The following is a 16,339-nucleotide window of genomic DNA, read 5'->3' on the forward strand; positions in this document are numbered from 1 at the left end:
CTTGTGACTCGCGTTCGAATGCGGCTACGTTCACCGTCAACTCGGGACCCTCCAGTTCCGCGTCGTCGCACGAAAGGCCACTGCATGCTCTCCGGGAACGGTCGGCACCGCCGCCCCCGTCAGGCTCCCGCCCTCATCGTCGCTGCGGGGGTGACCGGATCGGCCATCGCGATCCCGCTGCTCGGTGCGGGTTCCGCTTCGGCCGCAGACACCGCCACCTGGAACCGGGTCGCGGACTGCGAGAGCGGCGGTATGTGGAGTGCCGATCTCGGAAACGGCTACTACGGCGGATTGCAGCTCTCCCAGGCGGACTGGGAGGAATTCGGCGGTACGGCGTACGCCCCGCGCCCGGATCTCGCCAGCCGCTCGCAGCAGATCGCGGTCGCGGAGAAGGTACTCGCCGCCAAGGGCCCCTCGGCGTGGGCGAGCTGCGCCGCGATCACCGGGCTGACGACCGGCGGGGTCAAGGCCGATGTCGACCCGGGTGCGACCGCCGGCGCGACGGGCAGCACGCTCGGCTCCGAGGACGACACCGACACAGTGGACCCGCCCTCCTTCGGTGACGGCAGGGACGCCGTCACGACGGAGCCTTCGGACTCGGCCGCGCCCGAGTCGCCGCAGCCGTCCGGGGAGCCCTCCGGCGACTCCACGACGTCGCCCGAGGCCGCGGAGCCGGCCGGGGGAGTGGAGGACGAGCCGAGTGCGTCCGGGTCCACCGGCCCCGCCGAGGATGTGAGCAGCGACACCGACACGGACGCCGACGCGGACAACGGTTCCGGGAAGCATCGTGGCGCCCCGGCCCCCGAGGAGGACGAGGCGGGCAATTCGGGCAATGAGCGTGAATCAGGTCGCCACGCCTCACGAGGTGACGGATCGGCACGAGATGCCGCCGAGGCGACGGATGAGTACACCGTCCGCCCCGGTGACAACCTCTCGGCGATCGCCGACGCGAACGAGGTGCCGGGCGGCTGGCCCGCGCTCTACGAGGCGAATGAGGAGGTCGTCGGATCCGACGCCGACCTCATCCTCCCTGGCCAGAGCCTCGATCTGAACCTGGATGAGGGTCAGTTGAAGGAGTAGTTGGGGTGCTTATGTCCGCTTCTGTGCAAGTGAGACATGAGTCTCTTCCGGTCAACTGACCCCGGATGCCTGCCAAGTAGGGCCATCCCGTCCCTCACCTGCGAAAACGGACATCCGTCCTTGGTGGTTATGGGTGATTTCTCCCCGATGTTCATCTTTGAACATCGGGGAGACGTGTGTTTACGGTCTGACCGCTCGCCATCGCGGGCCCCGTCGACCGTCACGCCGAATCCTGCCGTCGGTCGGGGGGAACAGTCGTCGCGTCATGCGCCGTAGGCAGGAGCGGGGGACCCAAGGTAGGTGCCGTACCCGCCCGATGAGGGAGGGCACGGCTTGGGGTGAAGCCGCGCGCAACTCGCGCGGCCGGGCAAATCGTTCCCGAGTTCCTGACGGAACCGGGGACACCCCATCGGCCCGAACCCGACAGCTCACCTCGCAGGCGTCGGTGAGGGGATGACTCCATGCTGCTTTCCGGCAAGGGCAAGCACCGCCGTCCGACCGCGTTCCACCGCACCACCCGCGTCGCCGCACTCGCGGGCGTCACCGGTGCTGCCATCGCCGCGCCGCTCATGGCCTCCGGCACCGCGTCCGCCGCGACCGCTTCCGAGTGGGACGCCGTCGCCCAGTGCGAGTCCGGTGGCAACTGGTCCATCAACACCGGCAACGGCTACTACGGCGGTCTGCAGTTCTCGGCCTCCACCTGGGCCGCGTACGGAGGCACGGCGTTCGCCTCCACCGCCGACCAGGCCTCCAAGGCCCAGCAGATCCAGATCGCCGAGAAGGTCCTGGCCGGCCAGGGCAAGGGTGCATGGCCGCACTGCGGCGTGGGTCTGTCCAACGCCTCGTTCGACGGCGGTGCCGCCGAGGCCCCCGCCCCGAAGCCCGCCAAGCCCAAGGCCAAGGCGCCCGCCCCGAAGCGTGCCGAGGTCCCGACCACCCGCTCCGAGCGCCCCGCCGCCCCGGTCAAGAAGGGCGACGGCGAGTACAAGGTCAAGGCCGGCGACACCCTCAGCAAGATCGCTGAGGAGAAGAAGGTCAAGGGCGGCTGGGAGAAGCTCTTCGAGCTGAACAAGGAGATCATCGACGACGCCGATGTCATCCACCCCGGGCAGCTCCTCCACCTGAGCTGACCCCACCAGGCTCCGGGGCCCCCGCACAGCGGGGACTCCCCGCCCCGGAATCAGGGGACACCGTCGTCCCCAGGGGATCCCGTCGCCCGGTGGACCCGGCGGACCACCGGGCGACGCACCCCGTCCCCCAGCTCTCCCCGGCCAGGCGCGCCTTCCCGTACGTTCCCCCGCAGCCCTGCGGGGGAAGGGAGGCGCCCCCAGGCCGGGGTTTCTGTCTGTTTCATTCCCTTTTTCGTCCCACGGGGCGGGCACCGGCTGGCCGAGGCTCCGGAGCCGGTTAGGCTCATGTCGCAAGGCCAGGGCGACCCTGCGCTGACCCTGCTCCGCTTGCGTCACTCTTAGCGTCACATCCCAGAAGGAGATGCTCGTGCCGTCCATCGACGTCGTCGTAGCCCGGGAAATCCTGGACTCCCGAGGCAACCCCACGGTCGAGGTCGAGGTTGGCCTCGACGACGGCAGCACCGGCCGTGCTGCCGTTCCCTCCGGTGCCTCCACCGGTGCGTTCGAGGCCATTGAGCTCCGTGACGGAGACCAGAACCGCTACCAGGGCAAGGGCGTCGAGAAGGCCGTCCTCGCCGTCATCGAGCAGATCGGCCCGGAGCTCGTCGGTTACGACGCCACCGAGCAGCGTCTGATCGACCAGGCGATGTTCGATCTGGACGCCACCGACAACAAGGCGTCCCTCGGTGCCAACGCCATCCTCGGTGTCTCCCTGGCCGTCGCCCACGCCGCTTCCGAGGCCTCCGACCTCCCGCTCTTCCGCTACCTGGGCGGCCCGAACGCGCACCTGCTGCCGGTGCCGATGATGAACATCCTGAACGGCGGCTCGCACGCCGACTCCAACGTGGACATCCAGGAGTTCATGATCGCGCCGATCGGTGCGGAGTCCTTCTCCGAGGCGCTCCGCTGGGGCACCGAGGTGTACCACACGCTCAAGAAGGTCCTGAAGGAGCGCGGCCTGTCCACCGGCCTCGGCGACGAGGGCGGCTTCGCCCCGAACCTGGACTCCAACCGCGAGGCCCTCGACCTGATCCTCGAGGCCATCAAGCAGGCCGGTTACGCGCCGGGCAAGGACATCGCCCTCGCGCTCGACGTGGCCGCCTCCGAGTTCTACAAGGACGGCAAGTACCTCTTCGAGGGCAAGGAGCGCTCCGCCGCCGAGATGACCGAGTACTACGGGGAGCTCGTCTCCGCGTACCCGCTCGTCTCCATCGAGGACCCGCTGTTCGAGGACGACTGGGCCGGCTGGAAGGTCATCACCGACAAGCTCGGCGCCAAGGTGCAGCTGGTCGGCGACGACCTGTTCGTCACCAACCCGGAGCGTCTCGCCCGCGGTATCGAGGACGGCGCCGCCAACGCCCTGCTCGTCAAGGTCAACCAGATCGGTTCCCTGACGGAGACCCTGGACGCCGTCGAGCTGGCCCAGCGCAGTGGCTTCAAGTGCATGATGTCCCACCGCTCCGGCGAGACCGAGGACGTCACCATCGCCGACCTGGCCGTCGCCACCAACTGCGGCCAGATCAAGACCGGTGCCCCGGCCCGCTCCGAGCGCGTCGCCAAGTACAACCAGCTGCTGCGCATCGAGGAGATCCTCGACGACGCGGCGGTGTACGCGGGCCGCAGCGCGTTCCCGCGCTTCAAGGGCTGACACCCGCTTCCGTACGTCCCCGCACCCGGTCCCGTACCGTGTGCGGGGACGTACGCGCGTAATAAAGGGGAGGCGGGACCATGGCCGGCAAGGACCGCGACCGGTTCTCCACCGCGACCAGGCTGCGGCTGCTCGGCGAGCAGACGGCCGCCCGCGTCTACCGCTCGCAGACGCGCCGCCAGGCCCGCCGCTCCAGGCTCACCGGACGGGCGGCGTTCCTCGCGCTGGTGGTGTGCTCGATGATCGTCGCGCTTGCGTACCCGATGCGTCAGTACGTGTCGCAGCGCAACGACATCGCCGAGCAGAAGCGGCTCGCCGACGCGGCCCGTGAGCGCGTCGAGCGACTCCGTGACGAGAAGGCGCGCCTCCAGGACGACGCCTACATCATGCGGCTGGCCCGCGAGCATCTGCACATGGTCCTGCCGGGCGAGACCGGTTACACCATGAACGGACCGAAGACCGGTGAGCAGCCCCGCACCGAGGAAGGCGGCGTCGGCCGCCCCTGGTACTCGAACGTGTGGGACGGCGTCGACCATGCCGACGCGGGCCGCTAGCGAAGCCACGAAAACGAACGAAGAGACAGACATACCCATGGAAACGCCCCCTCCGACGACCGAGCACACGCCGCCGACCGAGGCGGACATCGCCGCGTTCCAGGAGCAGCTCGGCCGCCCTCCGCGCGGTCTGCGCGCGATCGCCCACCGCTGCCCCTGCGGCAACCCGGACGTGGTCGAGACGGCCCCGCGGCTGGATGACGGCACGCCGTTCCCGACGCTCTACTACCTGACCTGCCCGCGCGCGGCTTCGGCGATCGGCACGCTGGAGGCGAACGGTGTCATGAAGGACATGACCGAGCGCCTCGGGACCGACCCCGAGCTGGCAGCCGCGTACCGTGCGGCGCACGAGGACTACATCGCGCGGCGCGACGAGATCGAGGAGCTGAAGGGCTTTCCGAGCGCGGGCGGTATGCCGGACCGTGTGAAGTGCCTCCACGTCCTGGTCGGTCACTCCCTGGCGGCGGGACCGGGTGTGAACCCGCTCGGCGACGAGGCGATCGCGATGCTGCCGGAGTGGTGGGCGAAGGGGCCCTGTGTGACCCCCTGCTCACCGTCCGAGGCCTGACCATCCCTCACCCGCCCCTCAGTTCCCCGGACCCGTTCCCGGACCGCCGGAGGGGCTCGATCTCCAAGGAGCCCGCATGACCCGCGTCGCCGCCGTCGACTGCGGTACCAATTCCATCCGCCTGCTCATCGCCGATGCGAACCCTGCCGACGGCGAACTCACCGAGCTGGACCGCCGGATGACCATCGTCCGCCTCGGCCAGGGCGTGGACCGCACCGGCCGCCTCGCCCCCGAGGCGCTGGAGCGCACCTTCGCCGCCTGCCGCGCGTACGCCGAGGCGATCGAGGAGTACGGCGCCCGCAAGGTCCGCTTCGTGGCGACGTCGGCGTCGCGCGACGCCGAGAACCGCGACGAGTTCGTGCAGGGTGTGCACGCCATCCTGGGCGTGGAACCCGAGGTGATCACCGGTGACCAGGAGGCCGAGTTCTCCTTCACCGGCGCCACCAAGGAACTCCCGGGCCACGAGGAACGACTCGTCGTGGACATCGGCGGCGGCTCCACCGAGTTCGTCGTCGGCCACGCGCACGTCGAGGCCGCCCGTTCCGTCGACATCGGCTGTGTACGGCTCACCGAGCGGCACATCCGCAACGACCCGCCGACGCCGGACGAGGTCGCCGCCATCCGCGCCGACATCGCGGCTGCACTGGACCTGGCCGAGGAGACGGTGCCGATCCGGGAAGCGCAGACGCTCGTCGGGCTGGCCGGTTCGGTGACCACGGTCGCCGCGATCGCGCTGGGCCTGGAGGAGTACGACTCCACCGTGATCCACCACGCCCGGATCTCCCGCGAGCAGGTCGCCGACGTGACCCGCGGACTGCTTTCCTCCACCCACGAGGAGCGCGTTGCGAACCCCGTGATCCACCCCGGCCGGGTGGATGTGATCGCCGCCGGAGCGCTGGTCCTGAGCGAAATCATGGAGCGCACGGGTGTCGAGGAGGTCGTGGTCAGCGAACACGACATTCTGGACGGAATCGCTTGGTCGGTGGCCTGACGAGGGCCTGACGAGTGCCCGCTCCGGCCTTCGGGGCGGGCCGTCGCAAGAAACTTCGTGAAGTTCTTCACAAGGAAAAGGGCCCGGTCGACCGTCGAAAGTGCCCCTCGACGGCCCTCCGGGCCTCTTTTTGTGCCCGGCCAGGCCCGCCCGTCCGTGGTATGCAGGTCCCCTGCCGCGTTGCGCGCGTATGAAGGAGGGCGCTGGTTCACCTTCCGGATAGGGGAGTGGGGCCAGCTCAGAAGGCCCTTGCAACGTTCCCCGAAGCGCCGTGGTTCCCTGCACCCCTCATGACCTCGGTCACGCGGGCGGCGGAGTGTAGCAGAGGGTCGGCAAGTGCTTGTGAAGGGGCTCACGAGCGACCCCACCTGGGGGGGTGGATACTCGATGGCATGAGCACCACGGAGCGTCCCAGGATCCTCGTAGTAGGCGGTGGGTACGTAGGCCTGTACGCAGCTCGTCGCATTCTGAAGAAGATGCGGTACGGGGAGGCGACCGTCACGGTCGTCGACCCGCGGTCGTACATGACCTATCAGCCCTTCCTCCCCGAAGCCGCCGCCGGCAGCATCTCGCCGCGGCATGTCGTCGTCCCGCTGCGACGCGTGCTGCCCAAGGCCGAGGTACTCACCGGCCGGGTCACCACCATCGACCAGGACCGCAAGGTCGCCACGGTCGCGCCGCTCGTGGGCGAGGCCTACGAGCTGCCCTTCGACTACCTGGTGGTCGCGCTCGGCGCGGTCTCCCGGACCTTCCCGATACCCGGCCTCGCCGAGCAGGGCATCGGCATGAAGGGCATCGAAGAGGCCATCGGTCTGCGCAACCACGTCCTCGAGCAGCTCGACAAGGCCGACTCGACGACCGACGAGGAGGTCCGCCGCAAGGCGCTGACCTTCGTCTTCGTCGGCGGTGGCTTCGCCGGTGCCGAGACCATAGGCGAGGTCGAGGACCTGGCCCGCGACGCGGTCAAGTACTACAAGAGCATCAAGCGCGAGGACATGCGCTTCGTCCTCGTCGACGCCGCCGACAAGATCCTTCCCGAGGTCGGCCCGAAGCTCGGCAAGTACGGCAAGGAGCACCTCGAAGGCCGGGGCATCGAGATCTACCTCAACACCTCGATGGACTCCTGCGTGGACGGCCACGTGGTGCTGAAGAACGGCCTCGAGGTCGACTCCAACACCATCGTGTGGACCGCAGGTGTGAAGCCGAACCCGGCGCTCACCCGCTACGGCCTGCCGCTCGGCCCGCGCGGCCACGTGGACACCCAGGCGACCCTCCAGGTCCAGGGCACCGACTACATCTGGGCCGCGGGCGACAACGCCCAGGTGCCGGACATGGCCTCCCGCAAGGCCGGTGTCGAGAACGCCTGGTGCCCCCCGAACGCCCAGCACGCGCTGCGTCAGGCGAAGGTCCTCGGCGACAACGTCATCTCCGGGATGCGGGGCTTCCCGCAGAAGGAGTACAGCCACGCCAACAAGGGTGCGGTCGCCGGTCTCGGCCTGCACAAGGGCGTCGCGATGATCGTCATGGGCAAGGTCAAGATCAAGCTCAAGGGCCGCCTCGCCTGGTACATGCACCGTGGCTACCACGGCATGGCGATGCCGACCTGGAACCGCAAGATCCGTGTCTTCGCCGACTGGACGCTCGCGATGTTCCTCAAGCGCGAGGTCGTCTCGCTCGGTGCGATCGAGTCGCCGCGCGAGGAGTTCTACGAGGCCGCCAAGCCGGCCCCGACCGCGGCCAAGGCCGCGCCGGAGAAGGCCAAGGCTTCCTGACCGCCTGACGGTCAGAGGTTCCGGAAGGGGCCGTCCGCCATCCGTGGTGCGGACGGCCCCTTCGGCGTACCCGTTCATGGCACAAGGGGGTGAAGACTCCCATTTTGCCGTCCATTTACGCTCAGGGGACTGCGCGGGTACGCCGACGGTGTTTACGTGGTGTTGGGCATTTCCGGAAACCGTCATCACGGAGGTGTGCGCCATGGCCGATGCCGCTTCGCGGCTCACCACTCTCACCGAGACCCTGCTGGGGGCGCCGCCCCCGGTCCGTATCCGCGCCTGGGACGGAAGCGAAGCAGGACCTCCCGATGCCCCCGTCCTCGTCATCCGGCACCGGCGCGCCCTGCGCAGGCTGCTCTGGAAGCCCGGTCAACTCGGTCTGGCCCGCAGCTGGGTGGCCGGGGAGATCGACGTCGAGGGTGATCTTTACGAGGCACTCGACCGGCTCGCCGGGCTGCTCTGGGCCCGCCCGGACCCCGGGCCCGGCGGCACGGGAGGCAGAGCCGCCCGACGGGCCCGGTCACTGCTCGACCCGGAGCTGCGCTCCGCCGCCGGGGACCTGGTCCAACTGATCGGCCCGAGGGCGTGGCTGCCGCTGCCTCCACCCGCCGAGGAGGTCCGCAGACGCCACGGACCACTGCACACCAGGGTTCGGGACCGGCAGGCGATCAGTCACCACTACGACGTCGGCAACGACTTCTACGAGCTGGTGCTCGGCCCCTCCATGGTCTATTCGTGCGCCTACTGGGAGGGCGGCGGAACCCTGGAGGAAGCCCAGCGCGACAAGCTCGACCTGATCTGCCGCAAGCTGGCCCTGAAGGAAGGCGACCGGCTGCTGGACGTGGGCTGCGGCTGGGGCTCGATGGCGATCCACGCGGCCAGGGAGTACGGCGCCCGGGTCACCGGTGTCACGCTCTCGCGCGAGCAGGCCGCGTACACCCGCAAGCGCATCGCCGAGGAGGGGCTGACCGACCGCATCGAGGTCAGGGTCCAGGACTACCGGGACGTCAAGGACGGCCCCTACGACGCGATTTCGTCGATCGGCATGGCAGAGCACGTCGGCTCCGCCCGCTACCGGGAGTACGCCGATGCGCTGTACGGGCTTCTGAAGCCCGGCGGACGGCTGCTCAACCACCAGATCGCCCGCCGTCCGGAGAAGGACGAAGCGGACTACCGTGTGAACGACTTCATCGACGCCTACGTCTTCCCCGACGGGGAGCTGGCGCCCGTCGGCACGACCCTGTCGATCCTGGAGGAGGCCGGCTTCGAGGCCCGGGACGTCGAGTCGATCCGCGAGCACTACGCCTGCACCCTGCGGGCCTGGGTGGCCAATCTGGAGTCCGCGTGGCAGGACGCGGTACGGCGCACGTCACCGGGCCGCGCGCGGGTCTGGCGGCTGTACATGGCCGCGTCCGCCGTGTCGTTCGAGCGGAACCGGATCGGCGTCAACCAGATCCTGGCGGTGAAGACCCCGTCGGAGGGTGATTCCGGTCTGCCCCTGCGGACACGCGACTGGAACGAGCGCGGGCGGCGCTGATCCGTCCGTTCCCGTTCCTCCCGTTCGTACGAGAGGGGCGGGGAACCCCCTTACGGGTTCCCCGCCCCTCTCTCGTGCCGTCGCCGCCGCTCCTACTCGGCCTTGATGGCGTTCAGCATGTTCAGCTTCGCGGCGCTGCGGGCCGGCCACAGTGAGGCCAGGACGCCGACGAGCGCGGCGAGCACGATGAACAGACCGATCCGGTCCCAGGGCAGGACCAGGGCGTAGCCCGGGATCTTGTCGTCGATGGTCTCGCCGATCGCCCAGCCGAGGAACGAGCCGAGACCGATGCCGACCACCGCGCCGAAGAGCGAGATGACCACGGCTTCGAGCCGGACCATCCGCTTCACCCGGCGGCGGTCCAGGCCGATCGCCCGCAGCATGCCGATCTCCTGCTGCCGTTCGAAGACCGACATCGCGAGCGTGTTGACCACACCCAGCACGGCGATGATCAGGGCCATCGCCAGCAGGCCGTACATGATGTTCAGCATCGTGTTGATGATGCCGCCGAACTCGTCACGGATGTCCTGCTGGTCCATCACCGCGATCGCGGGGTTGGCGCCGAGCGCGTCGATCAGGGCCTTCTCGTTCGCCGAGGACTCACCGCCGTCCATCTTCACGAAGATCTGAGGGATGTAGGGCTTCGCCTCGTGCGGGTTCACCACCTTGGTGTCCACGAGGACCGGGGAGAGGAATTCGCTGTCCTTGAAGACCGCGCCGACCGTCAGGTTCCCCTTCTTCTTGTCGTTGAAGGTGACGGGGAGGCTGTCGCCGACCTTCCAGCCCTTGCTCCTGGATGTCTCCTCGGCGACCGCGATCCGTCCCTTGGCGAGCGAGTCGAGGCTGCCGCTGACCACCTCGACGTTCAGGACCTTCTCGATGTCGCCCGGCGTGACCGCCGAGGCCGACGCGAAGTCGCCCTTGACCTCGAAGTAGGCGGACTGCTGCGGCGAGACCGCGGAGACGCCCGGGGCCTTCGCCAGCGCGGTCAGCGCGGACTGGTCCAGGTACCCGTCGTTCGCCATCGTGACCATGTAGTCGGCCTTGATGTTGTCCGTGGTCATCTTGTTGATGGCCGTGCCGACCGTGACACCGAGCACCGAGAGGCCGGTCACCAGCGTCAGACCGATCGCCAGCGCCGAGGCGGTGGCGCCGGTACGGCGCGGATTGCGGACCGCGTTCTGGCCGGCCAGCTTGCCGGACACTCCGAAGGTACCGACGAGCAGGGGCCGTACGAGCGCGATGACGGGCCGGGACAGCAGCGGGATCAGGACTATCACGCCGATCAGGGCGAAGAACGCGCCTGCGGCGATCAGCATCTGGCCGGTGTCGCCGCCGGCCGATGCGCCCCACACGATGCCGACCGCGCCCAGCGCGCTGAGGACCGAACCGATGGAGTTGCGCAGCACCAGCGACTTGGTGGTGGCCACCGCGTGGACGCTGTTCATCGCCGCCACCGGCGGGATCTTCGCGGCCCGGCGGCCGGGCAGCCAGGCGGCGAGCATCGTGATCAGCACACCGACGGAGAGCGCGGCGATCACCGGCGTCGCCGAGACGACGAGGGGACCGGCCGGCATCTTCATCTCGAATGCGGCCATGCCCGACCGCAGCCCCATCGCCAGCCCCATACCGAGGACGAAACCGACGACCGAGGCGACCAGGCCGACCACGGCGGCCTCGGAGAGCACCGAGCGGGTGATCTGCTTGCGGGAGGCACCGACGGCCCGCATCAGCGCGATCTCCTTCGTGCGCTGGGCGACCAGCATCGTGAAGGTGTTGGAGATCAGGAAGATGCCGACGAAGAGCGCGATGGCCGCGAAGCCGAGGAGGATCTTCTTGAGGGCGCCCAGCCCTTCCTCGATGTCCTCCGCCTGCTTGTCGGCGAGCGCCTGGCCGGTCTGGGCCTGGGCGGTGTCCGGCAGCAGCGGCTTGACCGCGTCCAGGATCTTCGAGTCGTCGGCTCCGGGCGCGGCGGTGACGGTGACGCCCCCGTAGTAGCCCGGCTCGAGGTACTGCTTCTGGGCGACCTTGGTGTCGAAGAGGACGAGGCTGCCGCCGGCGTTCACGGCGCCGTCGTCGGTGGTGAAGATGCCGCTGAGGACGTATTCCTTCACCGGCCCGTTGGTTGCCACCCTGACCTGGTCACCGACCTGGTACTTGCCCTTGGTGGCGGATTCCTTGTCCAGGGCGATCTGATCGTCCTTCACCGGGCCCGAGCCGTCGGTGAAGGTGTACGCGGCGTCCTTGCCGTCCTTGCCGGGGGCGAAGTTGGAGCCCTTGTTGGACCAGCCGACGCCGATCAGCTTGCCGTCGGGGTCGGCGACGCCCGCGAATCCGTCGACGCGGCCGTGGACGGCGGCTACGCCGTCGAGCTCGCCGATCTTGTCGAGGGTCTTCTGGGAGATGCCGGGCTCCTGCTCGGCATCGTTCTCGTCGGCGTACGAGGTGACGGCGACGGCGACGTTGTCGTAGCTCTTCGCCGACTGGTTGCGGAAGGCGTTGGAAAGCGTGTCGGCGAAGACCAGGGTGCCGGAGACGAATGCGACGCCGAGCATGACGGCGAGCACGGTCATCAACAGCCTGGCCTTGTGCGCGAGCACATTGCGCAAGGCGGTACGGAACATGGTGTGTGTCAGTCCTGAGGAGAGGGCCGGAAGTCTTGGGTCGGTCTGCGGATCAGCTGGTCCGGCCCTTGGCGTCGAACGCCTTCATCCGGTCGAGCACGCCGTCGGCGGTCGGGGCGAGCATCTCGTCCACGATGCGGCCGTCCGCGAGGAAGATGACGCGGTCCGCGTACGACGCCGCCACCGGGTCGTGCGTCACCATGACGACGGTCTGCCCGAGCTCCCGTACCGAGTTGCGCAGGAAGCCGAGCACCTCCGCGCCGGAGCGCGAGTCGAGGTTTCCGGTGGGCTCGTCACCGAAGATGATCTCGGGCCGCGAGGCGAGGGCGCGGGCGACGGCGACGCGCTGCTGCTGACCGCCGGAGAGCTGGGCGGGACGGTGGCTGAGCCGCCCGGACAACCCGATGAGGTCGATCACCTGCTGCAGCCACTGCTTGTCCGGCTTACGGCCGGCGATGTCCATGGGCAGGGTGATGTTCTCCAGTGCCGTCAGCGTCGGCAGCAGGTTGAACGCCTGGAAGATGAACCCGATCTTGTCCCGGCGCAGCTGAGTGAGCTGCTTGTCCTTGAGCGAGCCGAGCTCGGTCTCACCGATCCGCGCGGACCCGGAGCTGAAGCTGTCCAGACCGGCGACGCAGTGCATCAGCGTGGACTTGCCGGAGCCGGACGGCCCCATGATCGCGGTGAATTCCCCTTGCCGGAAGTCCACGGTGACGCGGTCGAGCGCGACCACCTGGGTCTCACCCTGTCCGTAGACCTTGGACAGATCCATGGCGCGGGCGGCCACCGCAGTGGCGCGGTAGGCGGTCGGAGTGGTGGTCACGAGACGGCTCCTGTCGAGGTGTTCTTCGAGGACCACCCCATCGTGCTGGCCGCAGGCCGCCGGATCGTCCGTCCCGGTGCCCGTTCCCGGGGCCGCCTTGGGTCTGACGGCGGGTGCGCCCGTCCTCCTTTGGTATGACGGGATCCCCTGGTTCCTCCGGGGGATGTCCTGAGCGGGCCGCGCACCACTCTGCTGCGCACACGGACGGCGACTTTCCGTCATTCCCGGACGTGAGGCCGGGCGGGGGTGGGCCGGGCCGCAGGCAGGTAGGGACTGCTCACGGGGCACTCTGACGCACACTCAGACGTCAATAAAATAAGACAACATCGGTTGGCTGCCCCGCTGTTCGGGGGGTCCGCACGGATAGGCTCGTGTGCCGACGCGAAGCCGCGCGCCACGCCCGGATGGTGGAATGCAGACACGGCGAGCTTAAACCTCGCTGGCCTTCGGGCCGTGCCGGTTCAAGTCCGGCTCCGGGCACATGGAGCGGCCCCGGCACACGGGAATCGTTGAATCCTTGAACGCCTGCGCGGCTGTCGGCTGCCACCCCTGATGTCCCGTGAAGAGCACTGCCGTCCCCGTTGCCCCGGCCGTTCGCAGTGTGGGCGGATGTTCGCATGTGCGTCGACTCCGGGCACGCCGGCGCTGCTGCCGCACACCGGAACGACTCCGCCGCCCCCGGTCAAATCCCCGTCTGCCCGACGACTGCCCGGGCGCCCGGACGCCGGCGTCGGTCCGACCGAACGGCCGCGCGGACGGGCGATCGGAAGGACCCCGAACGGAGGACGGAGGTGCCGGGTCGCGCACCCCGGTCCGGCCGGGACCGGACCTTCGGCCCGCGGGTGTGCGCGGGAGCCGCCGAGGCGGACGGAGCCGAGGTCACCCGGCCTGCTCGCGGGACGGCCCGGACCGTCCGGGGGCACCTCGGGGGGTGACCGTCTCGTCACGATCCAGGAAAGATCCTCCTTCAGCACTAGGCCCAGGTCTTTGCCCTCGCATTACTCTTGTGCCAAGGCCGCGCAGTGTGGCCATGGAGGAGTGAGATGAGGAGCAGCAACCCGGTCTTCTCGCGACGGGGGTTCAGCCGCGACAACGGCCACGCGGGCTTCAACGCCGCGCCGCAGGCCGGGGGCCCCGTCGCCGGAACCAACCCGTACGCCCAGGGCACCGGCAATCCGTACGCCACCAACCCCTACGCGCCCGCGGACGCCCAGCTGGGTGCCCCGCCGCAGGCGCCGGCCCGCAGCAATGTGATGACGATCGACGACGTCGTGGCGCGCACTGCCATGACGCTCGGCACGGTCGTGCTCACCGCCATCCTGTCGTGGGTGCTGCTGCCCGTCGACGAGGCGAACCTCGGCAAGTCGTACGGGATCGCCATCGGCGCCGCGCTGGTGGCGTTCGTGCTGGCGATGGTCCAGTCCTTCAAGCGCAAGGCATCGCCCGCGCTGATCCTGGCCTACGCCGCGTTCGAGGGCGTCTTCCTCGGCGTGATCTCCAGCGCGGTGTCCACGTACATCGCGAACGGTGTGGTCGCCCAGGCCGTGCTCGGCACGATGGCGGTCTTCGCCGGCGTGCTGATCGCGTACAAGATGCGCTGGATCCGTGTCACCCGCCGTTTCTACGGCTTCGTCATGGCCGCAGCGATGGGCTTCCTGCTGCTGATGGCGGTCAACCTGCTGTTCGCCGTCTTCGGCGGCGGTGACGGTCTCGGCTTCCGCAGCGGTGGCCTCGGCATCCTGTTCGGTGTCATCGGCATCATCCTCGGCGCCTGCTTCCTCGCCCTGGACTTCAAGCAGGTCGAGGACGGCATCACCTACGGCGCTCCGCGCGAGGAGTCCTGGCTGGCGGCCTTCGGCCTCACCATGACCCTGGTGTGGATCTACCTGGAGATGCTGCGTCTGCTGTCGATCCTGCAGGGCGACGACTGACGCGGGTGAGCAACCCGTAGGCCGCTGACCTACGAAGGGCCCGTCCGGCAAGCGCCGGGCGGGCCCTTCTCGTTGTCGTGACCGACTACGTCCTGGCCGGCGGAGCTAGCGCAGCTTGCGCGCGGCGCGCCTCAGGTCGTACTCGTGGATGATCGCTTTCGCATGTCCGTAGGCGAGATTGTGTTCGCTCCGGAGCCAGCTGACCTTCTCCTCGAAGCGGAAGAGGGAGGGGCCGTCTTCGACGGTTCGCAACCAGTCGGCCACTTCGCGACCGGTGCAGTGAGGGATGCGGGAGAGCAGATTGCGGTGGGTCTCTTCGGAGAAGACTTGGGACATCGGCGCCTCCGGACGCTCTGCGCGTGTGGTCCTTCACGCCACCGTGCCCGAGTGTTCGCGTATTGGCAACAGTCCCGCACCGGCGCATAGGGTCGCGGAGTGCTTGATACGACACCTCTGACCGCCGCGGTGGAGCGGATCGCCGACCGGCTGCGAGCCGCCCCGCAGAGCCGGCTGCAGCGCGGCGCGGCAGCCGAAGGGCTGGAGCTGGCAAGGGAGTTGGCGCTGCGGGCGCAGCGCCTCGAAGCCCCGGGCGAGAAGCCGAGGATCATGCCCGAATCGGGCATTTTCGTGGTCGCCGACCAACTTGTCGTGGCGGGGACGGATTTGGCCGAGTCCATGCGCACGACAACGGCCTCGCCGGAGGACCTGGGCGAGGCGGTGGTGTTCGTGGAGGAGGCGGGGGTGCGCCTGAGGGCGATGCTGTAGTGGCGGGGGACGCTAGAGCGACGCGATGACGCGGTCCGCGAGGATGTACACGTTCTCGCCGGAGCCGCAGGAGAAGGTCAGGGCGTAGGCGCCGGATACGCCCGACCCTCCGAGCAGGACCGGCGTCTCGCCGCTCCGCAGCGCATCGGCGAGACGCTCCGCCGTCTCGCGGTGACCGGGGGTCATGCAGAGGGTCGTGCCGTCGGCGAAGACGTACACATCGAGGGTGCCGAGCGGGCCGGGGCGGACGTCCGAGAGGGCCGTCGCGGTCTCGGCGAGGTGTTCCAGCCGGGAAACGGTGCGTTCGTGGTCGGTGACCACGGGTGTCTGGACGGGGACGAAGTCGGGGTGCGAGGGGTGCCTGCGGCGCGCCGCGGCCAGTTCCGGGGAGTCCTCGGCGAACTCGGTCGACGGCTCGCTGTACTCGGGCAGCTCGGCGAGTGCGTCGAGCGCCTCGACCGCCTCCAGGTCCATCGCCTCGAGCCCGGCGAAGTCGGCCTGGCGCGGGATGAAGAGCGGGGTGATGTCCTCGCCGAGGCCGCCTGCCCCGCCGAGCAGGGTCGGGGCGTCTGCGGCGTCACGGGCCTCCTGCGCGGCCCAGAAGGCGCGCGCCTCGGCCAGCTCGCGCTCGCGCTCCTCGGCGAGCGCCTCGGCGACCGCCGCGCGTATCTCGTCGGCAGGGGCGGTGCGGGCCTGCGGCACGGCGGCGACGAGCCGGCCGCTGCCGGTGCTGTTCACGGCAGCCAGTTCCGTTCGCAGGGCCGTGACCTGCTTGCGCAGCCCGTGAGCGGCGTGCAGGGCAGCGGCGCCCACGGCCGTGGCGGTGGCCGCGGTCAGCATGAGGGCGAGGTACATGGCGCTCACTGACGTACTCCCGGTTTCAATGGATTCCCCGACTTACTACATCAGCTTGGCG

At 69.3% G+C, this 16,339-nt stretch carries 14 protein-coding genes, 1 tRNA gene and 1 riboswitch; of the genes, 11 read left to right on the top strand and 4 right to left on the bottom strand.

All coding sequences use genetic code 11. From position 1 onward, the window contains the following. Positions 1-84 precede the first annotated feature (84 nt). The 8 genes from AC068D_RS13005 (at position 85) to AC068D_RS13040 (ending at position 9,280) form a co-directional block, all read left to right on the top strand. Positions 85-1,080 carry a transglycosylase family protein gene (locus AC068D_RS13005; protein ID WP_478823031.1) on the top strand — a complete coding sequence of 332 codons (996 nt, stop codon included), beginning with the start codon at positions 85-87 and terminating at the stop codon, positions 1,078-1,080. A gap of 258 nt (positions 1,081-1,338) precedes the next feature. Then, positions 1,339-1,537, top strand: a riboswitch (cyclic di-AMP (ydaO/yuaA leader). Between the two features lie 4 nt (positions 1,538-1,541). Further along, the gene (locus AC068D_RS13010; RefSeq protein WP_478823032.1) at positions 1,542-2,210 is read left to right on the top strand and encodes a transglycosylase family protein; all 669 of its coding nucleotides are present in this window, start codon (positions 1,542-1,544) and stop codon (positions 2,208-2,210) included. Positions 2,211-2,571: 361 nt separating this feature from the next. Then, the gene (eno, locus tag AC068D_RS13015; RefSeq protein ID WP_478823033.1) at positions 2,572-3,858 is read left to right on the top strand and encodes a phosphopyruvate hydratase; all 1,287 of its coding nucleotides are present in this window, start codon (positions 2,572-2,574) and stop codon (positions 3,856-3,858) included. Between the two features lie 80 nt (positions 3,859-3,938). Further along, complete coding sequence (locus AC068D_RS13020) at positions 3,939-4,412, top strand: FtsB family cell division protein (protein ID WP_478823034.1); 474 nt, start codon at positions 3,939-3,941, stop codon at positions 4,410-4,412. 37 nt (positions 4,413-4,449) lie between these two features. Further along, positions 4,450-4,980, top strand: coding sequence for a DUF501 domain-containing protein (locus AC068D_RS13025; protein ID WP_478823035.1), 531 nt, complete (start codon positions 4,450-4,452; stop codon positions 4,978-4,980). A 76-nt stretch (positions 4,981-5,056) separates the two neighbouring features. Further along, positions 5,057-5,971 carry a Ppx/GppA phosphatase family protein gene (locus AC068D_RS13030; RefSeq protein ID WP_478823036.1) on the top strand — a complete coding sequence of 305 codons (915 nt, stop codon included), beginning with the start codon at positions 5,057-5,059 and terminating at the stop codon, positions 5,969-5,971. A 392-nt stretch (positions 5,972-6,363) separates the two neighbouring features. After that, entirely contained in the window at positions 6,364-7,743 is a 1,380-nt protein-coding gene (locus AC068D_RS13035) for an NAD(P)/FAD-dependent oxidoreductase (RefSeq protein WP_478823037.1), read from the top strand. Between the two features lie 202 nt (positions 7,744-7,945). Continuing rightward, positions 7,946-9,280, top strand: a complete 1,335-nt coding sequence (locus tag AC068D_RS13040) for a class I SAM-dependent methyltransferase (RefSeq protein WP_478823038.1) — start codon at positions 7,946-7,948, stop codon at positions 9,278-9,280. Between the two features lie 92 nt (positions 9,281-9,372). Here the strand turns inward: AC068D_RS13040 and AC068D_RS13045 are convergent, their stop codons facing one another. Both AC068D_RS13045 and AC068D_RS13050 read right to left on the bottom strand, forming a co-directional pair. Beyond that, positions 9,373-11,904, bottom strand: a complete 2,532-nt coding sequence (locus tag AC068D_RS13045) for an ABC transporter permease (protein ID WP_478823039.1) — start codon at positions 11,902-11,904, stop codon at positions 9,373-9,375. A gap of 52 nt (positions 11,905-11,956) precedes the next feature. After that, entirely contained in the window at positions 11,957-12,727 is a 771-nt protein-coding gene (locus AC068D_RS13050; protein WP_478823040.1) for an ABC transporter ATP-binding protein, read from the bottom strand. A 398-nt stretch (positions 12,728-13,125) separates the two neighbouring features. Here AC068D_RS13050 and AC068D_RS13055 point away from each other — a divergent pair. Both AC068D_RS13055 and AC068D_RS13060 read left to right on the top strand, forming a co-directional pair. Beyond that, positions 13,126-13,207: transfer RNA gene (locus tag AC068D_RS13055), tRNA-Leu, on the top strand. 563 nt (positions 13,208-13,770) lie between these two features. Then, complete coding sequence (locus AC068D_RS13060) at positions 13,771-14,658, top strand: Bax inhibitor-1/YccA family protein (RefSeq protein ID WP_478823041.1); 888 nt, start codon at positions 13,771-13,773, stop codon at positions 14,656-14,658. Positions 14,659-14,763: 105 nt separating this feature from the next. Here the strand turns inward: AC068D_RS13060 and AC068D_RS13065 are convergent, their stop codons facing one another. After that, the gene (locus AC068D_RS13065; protein ID WP_478823042.1) at positions 14,764-14,994 is read right to left on the bottom strand and encodes a DUF4287 domain-containing protein; all 231 of its coding nucleotides are present in this window, start codon (positions 14,992-14,994) and stop codon (positions 14,764-14,766) included. A 99-nt stretch (positions 14,995-15,093) separates the two neighbouring features. Between AC068D_RS13065 and AC068D_RS13070 the strand changes: the two genes are divergently transcribed. Beyond that, positions 15,094-15,423: a hypothetical protein gene (locus AC068D_RS13070; protein WP_478823043.1), complete on the top strand. Its 330-nt coding sequence runs from the start codon at positions 15,094-15,096 to the stop codon at positions 15,421-15,423. 12 nt (positions 15,424-15,435) lie between these two features. Here the strand turns inward: AC068D_RS13070 and AC068D_RS13075 are convergent, their stop codons facing one another. Further along, positions 15,436-16,263 (bottom strand): hypothetical protein, encoded by an 828-nt coding sequence (locus tag AC068D_RS13075; RefSeq protein WP_478823144.1) that lies wholly within the window; start codon positions 16,261-16,263, stop codon positions 15,436-15,438. Positions 16,264-16,339 lie beyond the last annotated feature (76 nt).

It is taken from the genome of Streptomyces sp. NPDC043861 (assembly GCF_056435905.1).